The 19,005-nt window shown below is 45.0% G+C and carries 14 protein-coding genes, 1 pseudogene and 1 riboswitch; of the genes and pseudogenes, 4 read left to right on the top strand and 11 right to left on the bottom strand.

Translation table 11 applies throughout. The features are described 5' to 3' along the window. Positions 1–31: 31 nt before the first annotated feature. Positions 32–1,381 (bottom strand): HAMP domain-containing sensor histidine kinase, encoded by a 1,350-nt coding sequence (locus QUB44_RS15100; RefSeq protein ID WP_333368803.1) that lies wholly within the window; start codon positions 1,379–1,381, stop codon positions 32–34. 140 nt (positions 1,382–1,521) lie between these two features. Here QUB44_RS15100 and QUB44_RS15095 point away from each other — a divergent pair, with 140 nt between their 5' ends. After that, the gene (locus tag QUB44_RS15095; RefSeq protein ID WP_333368799.1) at positions 1,522–2,859 is read left to right on the top strand and encodes an ArsB/NhaD family transporter; all 1,338 of its coding nucleotides are present in this window, start codon (positions 1,522–1,524) and stop codon (positions 2,857–2,859) included. A gap of 156 nt (positions 2,860–3,015) precedes the next feature. Here QUB44_RS15095 and QUB44_RS15090 read toward each other — a convergent pair. The 3 genes and pseudogenes from QUB44_RS15090 to QUB44_RS15080 form a co-directional block, all read right to left on the bottom strand. Then, positions 3,016–3,738: pseudogene (locus QUB44_RS15090) on the bottom strand (IS1 family transposase). Between the two features lie 362 nt (positions 3,739–4,100). Next, positions 4,101–5,459 (bottom strand): DUF3370 domain-containing protein, encoded by a 1,359-nt coding sequence (locus QUB44_RS15085; RefSeq protein WP_333368796.1) that lies wholly within the window; start codon positions 5,457–5,459, stop codon positions 4,101–4,103. Between the two features lie 137 nt (positions 5,460–5,596). Next, entirely contained in the window at positions 5,597–6,520 is a 924-nt protein-coding gene (locus QUB44_RS15080; protein ID WP_333368793.1) for a nucleoside hydrolase, read from the bottom strand. A 79-nt stretch (positions 6,521–6,599) separates the two neighbouring features. Between QUB44_RS15080 and QUB44_RS15075 the strand changes: the two genes are divergently transcribed. Next, positions 6,600–8,546, top strand: coding sequence for a S9 family peptidase (locus tag QUB44_RS15075; protein WP_333368790.1), 1,947 nt, complete (start codon positions 6,600–6,602; stop codon positions 8,544–8,546). A gap of 236 nt (positions 8,547–8,782) precedes the next feature. Continuing rightward, positions 8,783–9,001 (top strand): hypothetical protein, encoded by a 219-nt coding sequence (locus QUB44_RS15070; RefSeq protein ID WP_333177570.1) that lies wholly within the window; start codon positions 8,783–8,785, stop codon positions 8,999–9,001. Between the two features lie 211 nt (positions 9,002–9,212). Here QUB44_RS15070 and QUB44_RS15065 read toward each other — a convergent pair whose 3' ends face one another. The 4 genes from QUB44_RS15065 to ntrB form a co-directional block, all read right to left on the bottom strand. After that, the gene (locus tag QUB44_RS15065) at positions 9,213–9,998 is read right to left on the bottom strand and encodes a universal stress protein (RefSeq protein WP_333368787.1); all 786 of its coding nucleotides are present in this window, start codon (positions 9,996–9,998) and stop codon (positions 9,213–9,215) included. Positions 9,999–10,044: 46 nt separating this feature from the next. Next, positions 10,045–10,884 (bottom strand): nitrate ABC transporter ATP-binding protein, encoded by an 840-nt coding sequence (locus QUB44_RS15060; protein ID WP_333368783.1) that lies wholly within the window; start codon positions 10,882–10,884, stop codon positions 10,045–10,047. Between the two features lie 152 nt (positions 10,885–11,036). Continuing rightward, a complete protein-coding gene (locus QUB44_RS15055; RefSeq protein ID WP_333368779.1) occupies positions 11,037–12,467 on the bottom strand; it encodes an ABC transporter substrate-binding protein in 1,431 nt (476 codons plus the stop codon). 110 nt (positions 12,468–12,577) lie between these two features. Continuing rightward, entirely contained in the window at positions 12,578–13,426 is an 849-nt protein-coding gene (ntrB, locus tag QUB44_RS15050) for a nitrate ABC transporter permease (RefSeq protein ID WP_333368776.1), read from the bottom strand. A 99-nt stretch (positions 13,427–13,525) separates the two neighbouring features. Further along, a riboswitch (cyclic di-AMP (ydaO/yuaA leader) is annotated at positions 13,526–13,738 on the bottom strand. Positions 13,739–13,907: 169 nt separating this feature from the next. Between ntrB and QUB44_RS15045 the strand changes: the two genes are divergently transcribed. Continuing rightward, on the top strand, positions 13,908–15,101 hold the full coding sequence (locus QUB44_RS15045) for a HAMP domain-containing sensor histidine kinase (RefSeq protein WP_333368773.1): 1,194 nt from the start codon (positions 13,908–13,910) through the stop codon (positions 15,099–15,101). A 306-nt stretch (positions 15,102–15,407) separates the two neighbouring features. Here the strand turns inward: QUB44_RS15045 and QUB44_RS15040 are convergent, their stop codons facing one another. The 3 genes from QUB44_RS15040 to QUB44_RS15030 form a co-directional block, all read right to left on the bottom strand. After that, positions 15,408–16,148: an IS1 family transposase gene (locus tag QUB44_RS15040; protein WP_333368770.1), complete on the bottom strand. Its 741-nt coding sequence runs from the start codon at positions 16,146–16,148 to the stop codon at positions 15,408–15,410. Positions 16,149–16,569: 421 nt separating this feature from the next. Next, entirely contained in the window at positions 16,570–18,174 is a 1,605-nt protein-coding gene (locus tag QUB44_RS15035; protein WP_333368767.1) for a DUF4335 domain-containing protein, read from the bottom strand. Between the two features lie 150 nt (positions 18,175–18,324). Next, a complete protein-coding gene (locus tag QUB44_RS15030; protein WP_333368764.1) occupies positions 18,325–18,930 on the bottom strand; it encodes a DUF3038 domain-containing protein in 606 nt (201 codons plus the stop codon). Positions 18,931–19,005: the final 75 nt, after the last annotated feature.

Raw genomic sequence — 19,005 nt, 5'->3', positions numbered from 1 at the left:
ATTTTCTGATGTAAAAATTTGAACTTAATGTTTAGCTTACTTCTTGGAGTATTTTAACTTCTTGTGGCAGAATCACGGTAAAAGTTGAGCCGACTCCTATTTCTGATACTAATTCGATTTTACCTTGCAGCAGCGTGACGAGCCGCGATACTATTGCTAATCCCAGGCCAGTGCTTTCGGTGGGAAAGAGCTGTTTGCCGGCTTCTCCTGCTTGAAAGAACGGGTCAAAGATGCGGTTTGTATCTTCGGGGGCGATGCCAATGCCGGTATCTGTAATTGCGATCGCCCAATTTCCTTCTCCAGCAGGGTGGCAACTTAATTCGATACTACCAGATTCTGTATAGCGAATGGCATTGCTCAGCAGGTTGATCAGAATTTGTTGCAGTCGCCCAGAGTCGGAGATTACTTGTGTTGGGCCGCCGTCGCTGGTAACAGAGAGCTTTAGTCCTTTAGCATCAGCAATTGGCTGCATCATTTCTACTACGGTGTTAATTACCGATCGTACATTAGTTCGCTGCAGGTTAAGTTTAATTTTTCCGGCATCGGCGCGAGAAAGTTCTAGCGTGTCATTAATCATGCGGAGCAACTGTCTGCCGTTACGCAATACTCGCTCGATGTGTTCGATGCCGGGGAGGGTATCTTTGACTTCAGATTGCCATTTTTCTTTTCGCAGGAATAGTTCGGAATAACCAATAATTGAGTTGAGAGGAGTTTTGAGTTCGTGAGCTAAATGGTAGACGTTTTCTTGATTGACGCTGACAAGGCGAGCGAGTTCTTGATTGGTGAGTTGTAACTGAGTTTGGATTTGTTGAAGTTCCCGCAGCCTCTGAGCGACGTAGCTATTGAAACACTGGGCAATTGCTTCGTCTACTACGGCATCTATCAGCCTAACAGCTCTGAATACGTCGGCGGTGGTTCCTGCTAGCAATTCAGATTCTAACTGCGAGAATATTACTTGACGCAATAAGTGGTATTCCCGGGCTACTTCTGCAGCGTCGTAGCCTTGTTCGGCTCTGAGAAATCCGTGATCTAAACTGGCTTCAATTATTAGTTTTATTTCGCTGTTTTGATATTGGGAAAGCACTGTGGCCATCGCCTCCAGCAGGTGAGGTATGTGATTTTCGATTGCTGAGTGCGGTAAGGTCTCAGCGGTTTCAATTTTCCGATCCTGACGAACGGCTTCAATCCACTTCTTGACGATAATATCGGTTTTTTCGGCGAGCACTTGGCTGTAGTCCATGATGTCTGCGTGGGGGTTGAGTTTGGCAGAGATTGCCCATGCTTCATTGTAGTTGAGCGATCGCCTGATCGCCATACCAAACTTCTGGCGATCGCGACCCTGCCAAAAGAAGTAGTTTTTATATGATTTTTTCCCTGTCACGGATCTCTCTCTAGGGGTTGATCCCAGCTTGTTCCTAGGATAATCAGCCGTTTAACCTATTGACAGACGAGCCATAAAGTAGTAAATTGCCTCAAACTAATAGTTTTTAATTTTAAGTTTTATTTGTTTTAGGTAAATAAATGGAAAACGTGCAAGCTGCGATCGCTACGGCAACCTTTATATGTGTAGTTTTCTTAATAATTACAGAATGGATACACCTAACAGTTGCGGCATTTCTGGGAGCGGTGATTCTGGTTTTTACCCATGTGATGACGTTAAACAACGCGATCGAATATATCAGTCGAAGTCACGCCACGCTGGGCTTATTCTTCGGAGTCATGGTAATGGTGAGAGCCTTTGAGCCTACCAAAGTATTTGAATACTTGGCAACTCAAATAGTTATTTTGGCTAAAGGTAAAGGCAAAAATCTCTTGCTGGGTATTGTCGCAATTACTACACCAATTTGTGCAGTTTTGCCCAATGCCACGACAGTCATGCTGCTAGCACCATTAATTCCGCCAATAGCCCAAGAAGTCGGGGTAGATTTTGTGCCGTTACTGATTTTAATGGTATTTGTGGCTAACAGTTCGGGACTACTGACAATCGTGGGTGACCCGGCGACATTCATTGTCGGCGATGCTATTAACATGAGCTTTGCAGATTACCTAGCTCAATTAAGTTTGGGCGGGGCGATCTCAGTAGCAGTCCTAGTGGCGCTCCTACCTTGGCTTTTTCCCGAAATCTGGAACAAAAAATTAGAAGATTTGGAGCACTTGCCACACCCAAAAATTAATCACCCGCGAGTCTTAGCAGTGGGCGGCTTAATTATAGCTTTTGTACTGACATTTTTTGTCATAGGAGAGTCTCTGCCCGTGCCTATTTCACCAGCAGCCGTTGCTTTGTTGGGGGCTGCTTTGGCAATGCTTTTAGCTCACCATTCCCAACTTGATTCTGTTAATAATATTTTGCGAGATTTAGATTGGAGCACCCTGCTATTTTTTATGTCATTTTTTGTGCTAATTGGCGGTTTGGAAAAAACCGGGATTATCGGTCATCTGTCAGGTTTTTTAGCAGTTATTTTAGGAAAAAACATTTTTTTTGGTTCTTTAAGTTTGTTATTTGTTGTGGGTTTGATGTCGAGCGTGGTGCCCAACATTCCGCTGGTAGTGGCGATGGTGCCGCTGCTAAAACAGTATGTTGTCAATGTCGGGCTTGCACCGGCAGAATTACTGGCTCCGGATTTTGCAGGGCAGTTTCCACCTGCTGTGCTGCCGCTGTTTTATGCGATGATGTACGGGGCAAATTTAGGGGGCAATGGCAGTTTGATAGGAGCTTCTTCTAATATAGTGGCGGCGGGAATTTCCGAGCAGCACGGACGCCGGATTTCTTTTCAAACTTTTCTGCGTTACGGACTTCCTGTGATGGCGTTGCAATTGGTGGCTGCGGCTGTTTATGTAACTATTCGGTTTCTGATTTGAAGGAAGAAGGAAGAAAGAAGAAGTCAGAGGGAAGAGGGAAGAGGGAAGAAAAATTGGTTCGTAATACTAAAGCATCTAAAATCCGGTAGTGATAAATATGTAGTGATCGGGGATATTACCCGGCTCGGTAGTGATAAATATGTAGTGATTAGATCTTCATTGGCTCAAAACATAGTTGTAATGATGAATAAAATACCAAATAGCACCAATATGGTTTTCTAAATTTTTAGAAAATGAAAGACTCTTTCTTACGATCCGAGAAACACGTTGGCGCAAAGTATTATTAAATCTTTCAATGTGATTAGTTTTTCCACTGTCTTTACCAACTGGCTGATGGCGTTTTCTTGGAAAAATAAAAGCATAATCCTGCCAAAAATCTGTATAGCAAACAGCACATTGTCGATAGACAGGAGGTAGAGAATTCCATAATTGTTTTGCTCCTTCTTCGCTACGATCGCCAATATAAACACCAATAATTTATCTGGTTTCTCTATCCATTGCTAACCACACCCATTGCTTATTTTCTTTGCAATCTACAAATGACCACAGTTCATCACATTCAACATTCAATCTGACTTTTTTTTTAGGTTTAACCTTCACTGTGCGTTCGATTGAGGCATATTTATTATTTACGTAATCCTGTAACCATTTTTGATAAACACCCGTGCTTCTAGCTATACCAGCCAAAGAAATCTTCTCCAAAAGAAGTCGATCTATTAAATCTTTTCTTGGTGAGCTAATTACTTTGTTTGTCGGATTTTCGACAAATTGGCGACCGCAACTTTGACATTTGTATTTTGGTTTTTTATTATGAATTCTACCATTTTTAACTATATGATTTGAACCACGATTAGGGCAGTCTGGTCGTAAAAATAGCATATTACATGAGTAAACTAATGTTGGCAGAGAGCAAGGATTCCAGCAATAGTTACTTATGATAGCATAAGTGTAACTAAATCTACATTTGAGCGCGTAAACAAATATTAAAATCACAAATTTTGATTGTGTTATTTATAAAATTATCCTATGTATTCAATTACTGTAATTAAACTTCACTACATATTTATTACTACCGGGTCGTCAATTTCAGTTATGCATAGTTAAGTTATCTTGTCAAGCCCGGGTACTGAACCGACGCCCTAGAGGCAAATCAAGTCCACGCCACGCAAAAATACAAACAAATCTGGTTAATTACGCATTGTATTTGTAGGCGTATTCCTAGCAGTAGCTATCACTAAAATTTAATTTGTTTTCACTGTCAAAACTTGCGGCGGCGACGCATCGGGCGGATAAATAAAATCCACTTCTACAAGTCGCTTTTCTCCCGATTTTATCTCTAATTTTACCAAAGGTTCCCCCTGCTGTCCGCGCCGCTGGACTAAATGCACGTAGCGAGTTTGAGGCACTTTATTGTCATCATTATAGCGCACTCTGACCGTCCCCCTAAAAAAAGTTTGAGGTGCCGGAGGTTCTAAAAAATTAAGTCCTCCTGAAGTTAATTTGTCTGTCTTAATTGGAGTTTGAATTGCGACAGTTACAGTTTGATTGTTGCTGGTAGAATTGTACAGCGGCAAGCTGAGACTGTATTGAATTCCGTAATTGCCGTGGGCGCGGTATGCTGTATCTGGGTAGCGGACTAGCATCTTCGCACTTTGCACTTGATTTGTGCCCAGCATTCCGCGCGGGAGGCTGCTTAATGGGTAGGAAAATGCTGTTCCGGGTTGGGGAATTGCGAGGTTTGATGTGGCGGGGTTGTCGGAGAGAAGTGCTCGCCATTCTGAACCTAATGCTACACCGGCAACTCGGCCGTAAATTAGTTGACCTTCGGTGATTTCTGGCGGTGTGGGAGCTCGATCGCGCGGCCCGGCTATATTACTATTGTCTAATAAGTTTTGCCATTCTGCTAGATTGGGCGATCGCTCGTTTCCCTCTCCGTTTCCCTGTGCATCAACTCTGGCAAACATCGCCAGACTGGCAACATAGACTATACCATCGCTCCGCAACCGCATCAAGGTCGATCGACCGTTAAGCGGCGGTACCAATCCCCGCACCGGTATCGGATGATTCATCAACAGTTGGCTTTTTCCAGGTGGAATAATTAACCTAGGCTCAAAGTCAGACTGTCTCCTTCCTCTGAGAATATCATTCACAGCGCGACTTCCCGGCCCCGCGTAAATATTGCTATCAGAATTATCGACTTGCGGCGGCAATTCAATAAAAGGTGCATCGGGTTGACTGAGATAACTCGCAGCTTGCAATATATCTAATGTTACAGGTTTATTGCCCGGATTGTAAACAATTACTCCTTGATACAATGTTCGCAAATCTTCCGGCGAAGGTGCGCGGGCTATGTGGTGGGCAAATATGTCGAAACGTCCTTGAAACGGAAAGTTTAAATGTGCTGCCGGAAATCTTTTACCATCGGGGGGAAATGTCGAAAGCAAAATCCCTTCTTGCAGCACTACTTCTGGACTGTTGCTGTTAAATACTGGTATGTTGTCTAACTGTCCGGGGAGTGGTCGCACTTCTTGGATTTGGAGGATTTCTTGAGGTGCGGGAGGGGTTTGGGCTAAGGGGATGATTGATAGAATTGGCAGCATTTTTTAGAGGAGTTTTTTTTACCGCAGAGGGCGCAGAGGGCGCAGAGGAAGAGAGGGAAGACAAGAGGATGTGAATATTTGTGTCTGGGCGGGTTTTGTACGGAGATTTTGCTCACTTATAGCAGATATTGTGACTTTTACCTCGCCCACTGTTCTAATATGTAATTGTAAAATTTGGCGGTGTCTACTTTATCCATTGCTTGAATTTTTCGCCCTCCTATTTTAACTTTTGTGCGTCCTTGGCTGATGCCTTCGGTAATAATTTCGGTTTCCCATTCTCGCAGTTGGTAAAAGTCTGGATGCGCTAAATAAGCGGTTGCCAAAATGTCCCAAAAATAGTAATCTTGAGATATTGCTAGGGCATAACACTGTCCTGCTAAGTCGGAAATTGGATATTTGCGCTGTCTTGCTAAGAGATTGGAAAATTCTACAGTCAGCGGTACATTATTCGTGATGTCTAAAGGACACATGACAACGGGAATTTGGGTTTGCCAAATTCTCTCGATTGCTATCGGATCCCAGTAAGCATTCCATTCCGCCGACATATCTTGTCCGGGTTCCATATCTTTGCTAACATTGCCGATAACATTGAGGGCGCCTCCCATCCACACAATTTCTTGAATTTTGCTTTCAATTTCTGGCGCGATATCTAAAGCTTGCGCTACTGTTGTTAACGGCCCAGTTACTATTAATGTGACTGGTACGGCTGCGTCTTGCAAAACTCGCACCATAAAGTTTTGTCCGGGTTCTGATATTAACGGCGTGTCAATGGTTCCTTTTTCATTTAGAATGGGAAGTCGATCGACTGCAAAGGAATCTCGCCGAAATAACACCGGAAATGGATTTAGTCCCCGCACCGTACTCGCCGCCACCGGAACTTCTGAACGCCCCATCAAATCCAGGATTTTGCGCGTTGCACTCACCGCCGGTTGAATGTAGCAGTCCGCAGGAGTTACAATTACTCCCAGATTTTCGACTTCCTCCATTGTCATCAGCAACACGACTGAGAGATAGTCATCAACTGCACCGTCGTGATCCATTAGTACGAGTTTTTTAGACATTTTGCTTCCCCGGTGGCTGAATTAGTGTAAAGTACAAATATTAATTTTTTTGTGCGAGAAACACAACTGCCTCAACTATATGAATACAGTATCACCTTACGGCTCTTGGAAATCACCTATTTCTTCCGATTTAATTGTTTCTGGAACTGTCGGGCTCGGACAAATTGCTATTGACGGCGAGGATATTTACTGGGTTGAGGGAAGGCCTTCGGAAGCGGGAAGAAGCGTCCTAGTGCGGCGCACTCCTAATGGTAAAATCAGCGACGTGACACCGCATCCTTTTAATGTTCGCACTCGCGTTAACGAATACGGCGGCGCTGCTTTTGCAGTTGCTGGCGGTGTTGTCTATTTTTCTCATTTTGCCGACCAACGTATTTATTCTCAAACATTAGATTCTCAACCCGAACCTCTGACTCCTGCTGCTAATTGTCGCTATGCAGATGTGATAGTTGACAATCAGAGAAATCGCCTGATTTGCGTGCGCGAAGACTATGCAGGCGAGGGCGAACCTGTCAATACTATTGTTAGCATTAATTTAGATAACGGCGAAGATATTCAAATCTTAACTCAGGGCAATGATTTTTATGCTTCCCCTCGTTTAAGTCCTGATGGTTCTCAACTTTCCTGGATTTGTTGGAACCATCCAAATATGCCCTGGGATGGCACAGAATTGTGGGTAGCAGAAATTAATGCTGACGGTTCTTTAGGTGAAAAATACTTAGTTGCTGGCGGGGTTGAGGAGTCGATTTTTCAACCGGAATGGTCGCCCGATGGAGTTTTGCATTTTGTTTCTGACAAGTCGAACTGGTGGAATTTCTATAGAACCGTCAATCCCCGCTTGCCGAGGGAACAGCAAGAGGTTGAACCTCTGTGCGAAATGGCGGCTGAATTCGGGCTTCCCCAGTGGGTTTTTGGAATGTCTACTTATGCTGTTGTCTCGGAAAGCAAAATTATTTGCACCTACACTCAGCAAGGCCTGTGGTATGTAGCGAGTCTTGATTTAACGACAAAGCATTTGACAACTATTGAGACGCCTTACACTGATATTTCGTCGGTCAAAGCGCGGGGAGAAACAGTTGTTTTTCTGGCAGGTTCGCCGACTGAATCTACTGCTATTGTACAACTAAATTTAGCAACAACAAATCAACGCTCAATCTTGCGTCAATCGAGCAATTTAAGCATCAATCCGGGTTATCTTTCTGTACCGGAACCGATAGAGTTTCCCACGGAAAACAATTTGACTGCTTTCGGTTTCTTCTATCCCCCGAAAAATCAAGATTTCGCAGCACCTGCGGGTGAAAAACCGCCGCTTGTTGTCAAAAGTCACGGTGGCCCAACTGCTGCTACTTCTAGCAGCATGAATTTGAAAATTCAATATTGGACGAGTCGCGGTTTTGCCGTGCTCGATGTTAATTACGGCGGGAGCACTGGTTACGGCCGAGAATACAGAAAAAGACTGCAAGATAGTTGGGGAATTGTCGATGTTGATGACTGCGCTAACGGTGCTAAATATTTAGCTCAAAAAGGTTTAGTTGATGGCGAAAGAATGGCGATCGCCGGAGGCAGTGCAGGGGGGTACACCACTCTGTGCGCTCTTACTTTCCGCGATGTATTTAAGGCCGGTGCGAGCTATTATGGAGTTAGCGATTTGGAAGCTTTGGCAACGGATACTCACAAGTTTGAAGCGCGCTATCTGGATGGATTGATTGGGCCTTATCCTGAAAGAAAAGATTTGTATGTAGCTCGTTCGCCGATTCATTCCGCCGAACGTTTATCTTGTCCCGTTATCTTCTTTCAAGGATTAGAAGATAAAGTGGTTCCGCCGAATCAAGCGGAAATGATGGTAGAGATATTGAAAGCTAAAGGTTTGCCGGTTGCTTATGTTGCTTATGAAGGGGAACAGCACGGTTTTCGGCGCGCTGAAAATATCAAAAGAACTCTTGACGGCGAATTCTATTTCTATTCCCGGGTGTTTAAGTTTGAGTTAGCTGAACCTGTGGAGGAAGTGGTAATTTTCAATCTTTAAAAAATATTAAGTTTGCAGTTGCTCGGTCTTCCCTAAAACGCACCTGCAAGCTATATCATAATTTGCCAATTTTAAATGTGATTTCGTTCACAATTTTTGCTATTTACTATCACAATTTTTGCTGTTTATTGTCACACTTTTAAATGCAATACAGCTATAAATTTTTATAGTGCGATCGCCTTTTGTTAATGCAGAAATGCTCGATCGCGCGATCGTCGAGTAGAGAGTCAATTACTATGCAAACTCCTGTCCACCTGATTCCATCTGCTTTGGGCGAGCTGTTTGCCGAAGTGAATCATAATGGCTACATTACTCTAGCCGATAGATACGGTTTGATGGCGGCTATTTTTGACGAAAATTTGACGGAGGAAGACAAACGATCGATCGATCGGCTGTTGCGCTCTGTGTGCCGGGGAAGGATAAAATTAGTTAACGAACTGTCTATGATCAGATAAGTGACGATAATTTTCTTTAAGAGTAATTTTAAACATCTCAATAATCAAAAAAAGCCCCAATTCTATCGTAATTGGGACTTGGAGGGAGGAAACTATTGTTATTTTTTGATCAGTATAGAACTTACGCAAAAAAAAGTTGGGCGCGCGAATTATAGTCGTAGGGTGCGCTGCACCTTACATAGTTAGATTCTGGCCCAACGAGTGAACAAGTTTAACGTGCAGGTATAGTTGTCGCCAACTGTAACTTGCTCAAACTTTCTTCAGGCTGAACATCCAGGTGATAGCTGAGTGCCGAAGGAATCCCGAGTACGCAGCACGGAAAATTATTGCCTAGTTCCCTAACCAGCCGATGGTTGCCAGAATCACAGCCCAAAAACAGTAAATTTGCTGATTCTAATTCAACCACATTTCTCAGTTCTGTAGCAACCCGCCCGATGCGTAAATGAGCTTTGAATAAACCGCGCCATTCCTCAGCCAAACAGCGCGCTTGCCACAGCAACTTATCTGCTACCTCGTACTCATTATTTTGACCAAAAATTGCTCTGAAATCAGGCTGCTCGATCCAACTTTTTTCCTGGGATATTGATGGGATTTCGGTTGGTAAAGCGATCGCAGGCGCGGCACAGTTAAGGGCAAATGCTTCCTCTAAATCCGACACTTTCGGCTGGGCAGCCAAGGCATTTCCCACAGCAACTTTGCAAGTATCTTCGCCGTAACTTTTGGGCGCTTCGTCGATCACGTAGACAACTTGAACAGTGACTTCTTTAGTTGTTACTAAACGAGTTTGATGCGCCATCCAAAGGGTAATGTCCAGAGCTGTTTGACTTTTGGGAGAACTATTGTAACCGACAATAAAATTGATACTTTTTGCCTGTTTTGTAACTTTGGATTTCTTAGAACCTTGCACTTGTGGCTCTGGCAGCAACACCATTTCTTCTGCTAAGTTGTGGTATCCCAATGCACTTTCAAAACGCGCTAACATTGTTTTGAGATTCACAGGCTTGACCTCTATTAAGTGAATTGTTTTGTCGGTTCGTCGGGCGTTATTCGTCTTGGGTAAAGTAGCGATCGAGAAAATTCAAAGCATAGTTGCGGAGTTCGTAATACTCCTGGGATTCCCGCAACTCTTGGCGATCGCGCGGGCGCGCAAACGGCACTGACAAAATTTCACCTATCGTCGCAGCCGGGCCGTTTGTCATCAGCACAATGCGATCGGACATATAGATAGCTTCATCCACATCGTGAGTAATCATCATTGCAGCTTGTCTTCGATTTTCCCAGATATCCAGCACCTGTTTCTGCAACTTGCCGCGAGTCAGAGCATCCAGCGCTCCAAACGGTTCGTCCATTAATAACATTTTCGGTCGAATCGCCAAAGCTCGTGCAATCCCAACCCGCTGTTTCATGCCTCCTGAAATTTCGTCTGGATATTTATCGGCTGCTGCCGTTAAGTTTACCATTGCTAGGTGTTCGTTGACAAGGCTAATCTTCTCAGGACGGCTAAGACTTTGCAAAACTTCATCAACTGCCAGCCGAATATTTTCCCGCACCGTCAGCCAAGGCAGCAATCCGTAGTGCTGAAATACCATCATGCGATCGGCTCCCGGTTTGCGAATTTCTTTTCCTTCCAGTGTCACCATTCCCCCGCTCTGTTTTTCCAAACCTGCCACTATTTTTAGCAGCGTAGATTTGCCACATCCAGAGTGACCGATCACGGAAATAAATTCGTTTTCTCCAATACTTAAATTGATATTTTCCAAGACGCTAAATTCTGTACCGTCAGCATTTTTATACGACTTGAACAAGTTGTCTATTTCCAGAAATAGACGATCGCTATTGACAGAACTTTTGGTACTGGTAGAAGTAGAAGTGTATTGGCTCACGGTATTCTCCTAAAAAGTAGTAAAGTGTTAATTGAATTTTCTTGCTATTGCCTAAATCCTAAAATTGGGCAGTCGGTTTCAACCGACTTTAGCTATTAGCCAGGGAATTTATTCCCTGGCGGGACATTAGGAAAAGCGCAACATCTCAAAGATTAAGACTGAAAAAAAGACTGAGGGCGGTTGGCTCGAATTTCAAAACTATTCACATAACCCACCGGATCGCTCGGGTCAAATGCCTTTTTATCAATGAAAAGTTCTGCAGGTTCCACTTGGTAATCCTCCTGGGGACAATCGATCGCCATTTCGGCAACAATCTGGCGGTAAAGGTCGGTTTTCCAAGCTTTTTTAGCTAATTCCTCAGCATTTTTTGGCACTTCTTTAATCTGTCCCCAGCGAGCGGCTTGAGTCATCAACCACAGACTGTGAGACTGCCACATAAATGTTGAATGATTTCCCGGTATTTGAGGCAAATTATTAGGAATGTCATAGAAAATAGTGGCATCTTCCGATTGTAGGGTGCGGTCTTTTTTGTCAAACCCTCCATAGTTGTAGTCGCCAACTATTGCCGGTCGCGTAAATTTGTCGATCGCCCCTTTTTTCGGTTTCGCCCCCGTAAACGATCGCTCAGTCAGCAGCGCCGATATTTCACTGCGATTTTCCGGCTTGCTGCAATACTGACAAGCTTCCACCATTGCCTTAACCAGCGAGTAATAAGTTTTCGGATTTTCCTCAATGAATGATTCCATTACTCCCAAAAGGCGATCGGGATATCCCAGCCAAACTTCCTTGCCTTGCACGAAGGTAAAACCCACTCCCAAATTGCCTTGAATTGCCCGCGTATTCCAAGGTTCGGCTACCATGTAAGCCTGCATCGCGCCAATCCTGATATTAGTTACCATCTGCGGCGGCGGCACAATAATTACCCGAAATTCTTTGAACGGATCGACACCCGCAGGCGCCGATATGTAGCGGACAAAGTATTCGTAAATCGAAGAACTCAGAACCACTGCCCAAACTCTTTTTTCCGACGGCTGACTGTCAAAAAAGGCTCGAAATTGTTTGCCAAATTCTTCAAAATTGCCGTTATATTCGTGCCACGGGCGCAAACCGAAATCCCACATAGCTTTGTTCATCGTCATGGCGTTGCCGTGGCGGTGAATTGTCATTGCCGCGCACAGGGGTGCCTGCCGCGCTCCTTCCGCGCCAATTCGGGCGTTTGTGACGGCGCCGGATACGACTGGGGAGGCGTCGAGGCGGCCGAAGATTAGGCCGTCGCGGGAGGTTGCCCAGCTTGCTTCGCGGTTGAGTTGGACGTTTAAACCGTATTTGCGGAAAAAACCTTTTTTCCAGGCGATCGCAAATGGTGCACAATCGTTAACCGGCACGTATCCTACGGTTAAATCGGGTTTTTCTAAGCTTCGGGAATCGACAACCGGCTTTACGGCTAAGGCTTCTTCTGTGAGTCCTTTTGCCGATCGATCCGCGCTAATTCCACAACTAGATAAAGCCATTCCCGCCGCCGCCGAGCCCATTCCTTGCAAAAACTCTCGGCGGTTCCATTCAGTGGAAAACTTATCACTCATATTTAATTTGACTAATGACTGTTAACTGTTAACTGTTGACTGTTGACTGTTAACTGTTAACTGTTGACAACTGACAACTGCTTTCCTAACAACTGCAAACTGCAAACTGACTAATGATTAATGACCGATCGATGCGTTACCAATTCCTGAACTTTGTCAACAGCAGCGTCGAGCAACAATCCAGTTAAGCCAATTACAAACACCGCTAAAAAGACCGAACTCAGATTCAAACGGCTCCACTCATCCCAGACAAAAAAGCCAATTCCCACACCGCCTGTCAGCATTTCCACTGCCACAATCACCAGCCAAGCAATCCCCAAACTAATCCGCAAACCTGTAAAAATGTATGGCAAACTTGCAGGCCAAATTATCTTGGTAATCCGCCTCCAGCGCGGCATTTCCAACACTCGCGCCACATCCATATAATCCTTGGAAACGCTAGAAACTCCCAAAGCTGTGTTGATAATTGTCGGCCACAAAGACGTAATGAATATGACAAAAATTACCGACGGATCTGCTAAATTAAAAATTGATAAAGCTATGGGCAGCCAAGCTAGCGGCGACACTGGTTTGAAGATTTGGATCAGCGGATTGAGCGCCATCATTGCTGGTTTCGACATCCCGATGAGAAATCTTACGGGAATCGCAACTGCTGCACCCAGAAAAAATCCCACCAACACCCTACGCAAACTTGCTAGCAGCAGCCAGCCAATGCCTAAATCTCCAGGCCCGCGCTGGTAAAATGGATGCAATATGTAATCTAAATTAGCGACTAACGCCTGATACGGAGTGGGAATCAAATCGCTTTTGAAGCTGGCAACAATCCACCACACACCAAGAATTCCCAAAAAACCAGCCGCCGGCAACAAAACTGCATCTCGGATGACAACGGGTTTTACCCGCTTCCACGTTGCAACTCCTGCAACTGCGATCGCAGATAAATTAAGCTGTATGAACATTTCAAACTCCTTCAGAGTCAGGGCAGGTACAAGAATCTTGAACAATACCAACCTGAGACACTGACGAAGCCAAACTATCTTGTTCAGAAAGTTGGCTTTTCAGTCTCTTCTCAATGCCTGCGAAGTTAGCTGACGGGCTAGGACTGAGAGATGTCCTTCTCTAAAGATTTCAAAATCAAAAATTACACTCAAATTTGGCAATTTTTAACTTTGCTTTTTAATTCTCTAGAGATTCGCCCCGAAAATTGGTTCCTCCGCTCCAGCCACACGCTTGGTTTGATCGCGCAGTGCTGAATTAGGCTTGACTTTTTAAGCCGATTTAACATAAGCTATCACGAGCTTATTATATTGTCAATATGTCTTTAGGAGTAGCTATTTGAGTGCGGCAGAACCCAAAAGTTGAGAGAAAATTCAAAAAGTTAATTATTAAAGTAATCTAGAAATATAAAATACGATCGCTTACTTAATTTCTATAAAAGCAATGATAGATTTTAGCCAAGCCCTACAAGATAAAATTGATATAATTACCGAAAACTGGATCGAAGCTGTTCGGGGCGACGAGAAAATCGGCACCGCCAAGCAACTCACCTACGATTCCGTGCGCGACAGCCTTCCCATCGTACTGCAAGCGATCGTAACTATGCTGTCCGAATCAGAAGACAGCGACTTTCGGGCAGTCATACAAGAAAGTTTAGACCACGGGAGTGTCAGGGCACAACAAGGCTACGATGCCGAAGAAATTGCGCGGGAATACCGCTTGCTGCGGAGGGTAATTTTCGATGCTTTAGAGCCAGAATTGCTAAAAGGCTCAGCCGCTGAAGTGAACCGAGCTTATCGCTTAATTGACACTGCCCTCGACGAAGCAATTGCTGACTGTTTCCAAACCTATACCCAGGGAAGATTCCAAGAACTACAGGACTTGCACAACCAATTGCAACTTACAAATCAAGAGCTGACTCGCTTACTTCGCGCCAGTCAAGAGAATCTATCTCACTTAGCTCACGAATTGAAAACTCCCCTCACCTCTATTATTGGTTACTCAGAATTGTTTTTGCGCCAAAGAAACAATCCTAGAGTTAAAGATTCGGTTCCCAATTTGGCACATATTGATAAAGTCCTCAACAACGGCCGACTATTACTTAGATTAATTAACGATACTCTCGAAATCTCGCGGTACGACGCGGGACGCATAAATTTGCAGCTAACTGCGACAAATGTGCGATCGGCGATCGGCACTGTTGTCGAAATACTCGAGCCTTTAGCCAAAGCAAAAAATTTAGAGATGGCAGTTGACTGCGATCCGGTTCTCGATCAAGTTATGACAGATTACTTGCGCTTGCAGCAAATTATCACCAACTTGGCGAGCAACGCCATTCGCTACACCCAAGCTGGTACTATTACCATAAAAACCGAATTATTGCCAGACCAACATTGGAGTATCTGCATCACCGATACAGGAATTGGCATTGCTTCAGAAGACTGCGATCGGATTTTTCAGCCATTTTTTCGGGGCAACAACTCCCTGGGTTCTGTGATGCCTGACAGTACCGGCTTAGGGCTAGCAATAGTCGCTCGATTAGTCAACCTCTTGCAAGGTAAAATCGAATTAGTTTCTGAAGTAGGAGTTGGCTCTTCCTTCACTGTAATTTTCCCCTTAGAATTGGAGGGATTTTAGATAGTCATAAATATGTAGTGGTGGCTGGTAGTTGCCAACTAAAATCCCAGCTATTTTCAAGTTAAAACCTAAAAAAATAGATGTCATAGCTTTAGAAAAGCTGATTAAACCTATTAATTGTTTTTATTGATTAAACTGCTCACAAATGTTATTTTTTGAAAATAAACAATTTCGTAGGTTGATGTAAATTAACTGGCTATGGAATATTTTTTGAATTTCTTAAATCGCCGACCTTGTTGTCCCTATTGCCAAGGGCAACAAACCATAAAAAATGGGGTAGTCATAAATATGTAGTGATCGGGGATATTACCCGGCTCTACATTCATTATAGTGATGAATGAAATACCAAATGGCTCCAAGATGATTTTCTAAGTTTTTTGATAAAGAAAGAGTTCGCCTTACAAGTCTTGAAACTCGTTGGCGTAAAGTATTATTAAACCTTTCAATATGACTGGTTTTACCACTTTCTTTGCCAATGGGTTTGTGACGTTTTGAGGCAATAACTTTTTCATAATATACCCAAAAATCCGTATAGCAAACCGCACATTGTCGATAAACAGGCCGCAAAGATTCCCAAAGCTTTTGTGCCGATATCCGGCTGCGATCTCCAATATAAACTCCAACAATCTCTCTGGTTTTTCTGTCTATAGCCAGCCAGACCCATTGTTGATTATCTTTTTTTCTTTCCAAATACCCTAATTCATCACATTCAATGATTAATTTTCCTTTAGCTTTCTCTGAAACGTTGAGTTTTCCAGGCGTTTGGGCGTATTTATTATTTACATAATTTTGCAGCCAAGTTGGAAAAACCCCGACCGAACGAGCAATTCCAGCGAGAGAATTTTTGTCTAAAAGAAGTTTATCTATTAAATTCTTAGTTTCTTGAGAAATTTTCTTTTTTGTTGAATGCTCAACAAACTGCTTGCCACATTGTTTGCACTTAAATTTTTGTTTTTTGTTGTGGGTACTGCCATTTTTTATGGTTTGTTGCCCTTGGCAATAGGGACAACAAGGTCGGCGATTTAAGAAATTCAAAAAATATTCCATAGCCAGTTAATTTACACCAACCTACGAAATTGTTTATTTTCAAAGAATAACATTTGTGAGCAGTTTAATCAATAAAAACAATTAATAGGTTTAATCAGCTTTTCTAAAGCTATGACATCTATTTTTTTAGGTTTTAACTTGAAAATAGCTGGGATTTTAGTTGGCAACTACCAGCCACCACTACATATTTATGACTACTGGAAGTTTGTAGGGTGTGCAATGAGCACGGGTTGACGAGTGTCAGCAACTTTTGTCAATGGTGAGTCTGCCCACACGGGTAAAGAGATATTGGCAGCACAAACATGAGCAAATGTCAATACGCTGGGTGCTGCGACCGCCGTTAAAAATTGATTTTTTTTGAACTTGTTTAAGATTAGCAATTAACCGGGATTTCGCATCTGGATAATGTGTTTAAGAGCATTTAATCACTCTCTTCTAAAAAGGTTTGTACTCGACCGTTCGGTCGTAAAACCACTCGAATTTTAGGGTTTTTTCCATTAGAAACGGCAGAAACAAACGGCTCGCCCGCTAATGGCATATTAGTTTGCTCGATATAATCTGCTGCTGCTTTTCCCATCGGCACAATACTTTGAACTGACCCAGTTTCATCGATCAGCACGCTGTATTCCAAAGTTTGTTCCATTCCTTCAGGAGGCTTCCAGCGTTCCTCAAAGTAAGTTCTAGCTTCTGAAACTTGAGGAATTGTATCAAATAAAGTGCGGTTTTTTTTGCTCGCCGCGGCCTGGTTGTTATCCTCAGACTCAGCGTTTGGTTGAGCGTCCTCAAGGGCTGGGAGTTCGGTACTGGCTGGGGGGACAATCGGCTCGATGGGGCTGGGGAAGGGCTGCGGCGGGGGAACGGGAAATCGGGAAGCAGACAGGGAGGGCGGCAGGGGGGGCGGTACGGCGGGAGCTAGTCTCGGTGGTAGGGGGGGCAGCACGTAGGGTACTGGTGCAGGTGCTTGGGGGGCGAAAATGGGCGGTTCTTCGGGGGCGGGAATAGTGATTGTTTGCCCTTGAGGCAAAGCTGGGGCGCTCTGTGGGGCGCTGGCTGCGCTGCCGTTGGGGGGAAATAGCAGGGGTGGCTGCTGGATGGGGCTGGGTCTGTTGGTGGGGGGAGTTGGGGCGAGGGCGATGGGAGGCAAGCTGGGGCTGGGGGAGGCAGCGGTGTTGATGGGCGGGGGCGGCAGGGGCGGTAAACCAGGTGTGGCTGCGGGTGTTGGTGCTGGGGGTGTCGGTAGGGCGGGAACTGGACTGGGGGAGAGGCCGGCAGCTAACTGGGGGTTTCCGGGAGCGGTACTCAGTTGTGGATTGGCGCGGTCTGTGGCGGGGGCTGTGGCGGTTTGCGGGGATGTGGCGGCCCGATCGAGCATTTTGATAATTCCTGTCGTCAGGCCCGCGCTGGCGACCATTATTGCTGCGACCTTGAGCCAGGGTGAGGACAGCGACCGTTGGGGATCGCGGTTGAGGTTGGGAAGCGCCATCACTTCGGCGGCGCAGTCATCTAATGCTGTGGCCAAGTCAAACAGTTGCAGGGTGCTCAAGGGAACTACTGGCCCGGATTCTGCGGCGCTCAAAGAGCCTAAAAACAAGTTGTGGGCGAGTAAGCCGCGGGGCTCTAAGCGGGGGGGAACCGGAAGGTAGGAAGTTGGGAGAGAGTAGGGGTTGGAAGTTGCTAGTTCGGAAGTGTTGACGGATCGATCGAATATAACGGCATTATGCGCGACTTCTGGGGAGTCTGGGCCTGCTGCGGTAAGGTTGGTTTGAGAGTTGAGGTTGTTTTCCCAATCGCGGGATTCGCTGAGCAAGTTTTGGACGTAGTTGCTAACAGCTTCGTGGAGGGTTTCGAGTTGAATTCGATCGCCCCTGAGAGTAACGTGTTGGGTATCTGGCAGCCTGGGGTCGTCGAGTCGCAGCTCAAAACTTAAAGATTTAAACACCGGTTGGCCCGCCCAGCGAGATAGAGGCGAACTTTTGGCTGTGATTTCCAGCGTGCAAGTGGGGGGCGTGTACCGTTTGAGAACCATAGCAGAAAGTCTGTTGGCTGTTGACTGTTGACTGTTGACTGTTGACTGCTGAGTGTTGACTGCTGAGTGTTGACTGTTGACCGTTGACTGTTGACTGTTGGCTGTTGACTGTTGGCTGTTGACTGTTGACTGTTGACTGTTGACCGTTGTTTAATTTTTAGCACGGTCTAGAAGAGCCAGCCAGAGGCGGCGGTGGCCGCCGGGACTGCTGTAAAACAGCAAATCGATCAGGAGTTTGAGGGCCAAATCAGTCAACTCTCGGGCCGATAAATTTTCTGCATCTTCCATGCGCGAGCCATAAGTGTTGCTGAACCTGTCAATATAATCTCCCAGCAAAGCGATTGTGTGAGGTTCGCGGTTTTGCTCTGCCATTTGTTCGAGCAAAGCAACAGCGCGGCGGATTAAAGCTTGGTGCTGTTTTGCCAAATCACAGCTTATCAAAACGAGCGATCGAGCTTCCTCCACATCGAGTTTTTTGCGCCCTCCGTGGCCTTTCCGCAGCGGGTTAGATTGGCGCAGCCGCCACAAAGCTACCCGATCGGCTACCATTGGCTCTAAATTCAGTTCGGCTGCTACCTTGAGCATCGCCTCTGAGCCAATTTCTGCCAGTGCTTCTAGGGCTAACAGCACTAAATCCAGTTGGGCTTTAATGTTGTCCAACTGGGTAGGTTCTGGTGCTTTTTGGGTCAATTCTGCCCAGTTGGGAGATTGGCCCGTTTCGTTTGTAGGAGCGGATGACTTTACGGTCGAGCGCATGGCTTCAGCACGGGAAATTAAGACAGGTTGAGGCAGGATATCAAACAGTATGCGGTGATTAAAGCTTTGCGGCCT

It is taken from the genome of Microcoleus sp. AT3-D2, assembly GCF_036705715.1.
Classification (GTDB): Bacteria; Cyanobacteriota; Cyanobacteriia; order Cyanobacteriales; family Microcoleaceae; genus Microcoleus.
This window is presented reverse-complemented; position numbering and strand designations above follow the sequence as displayed.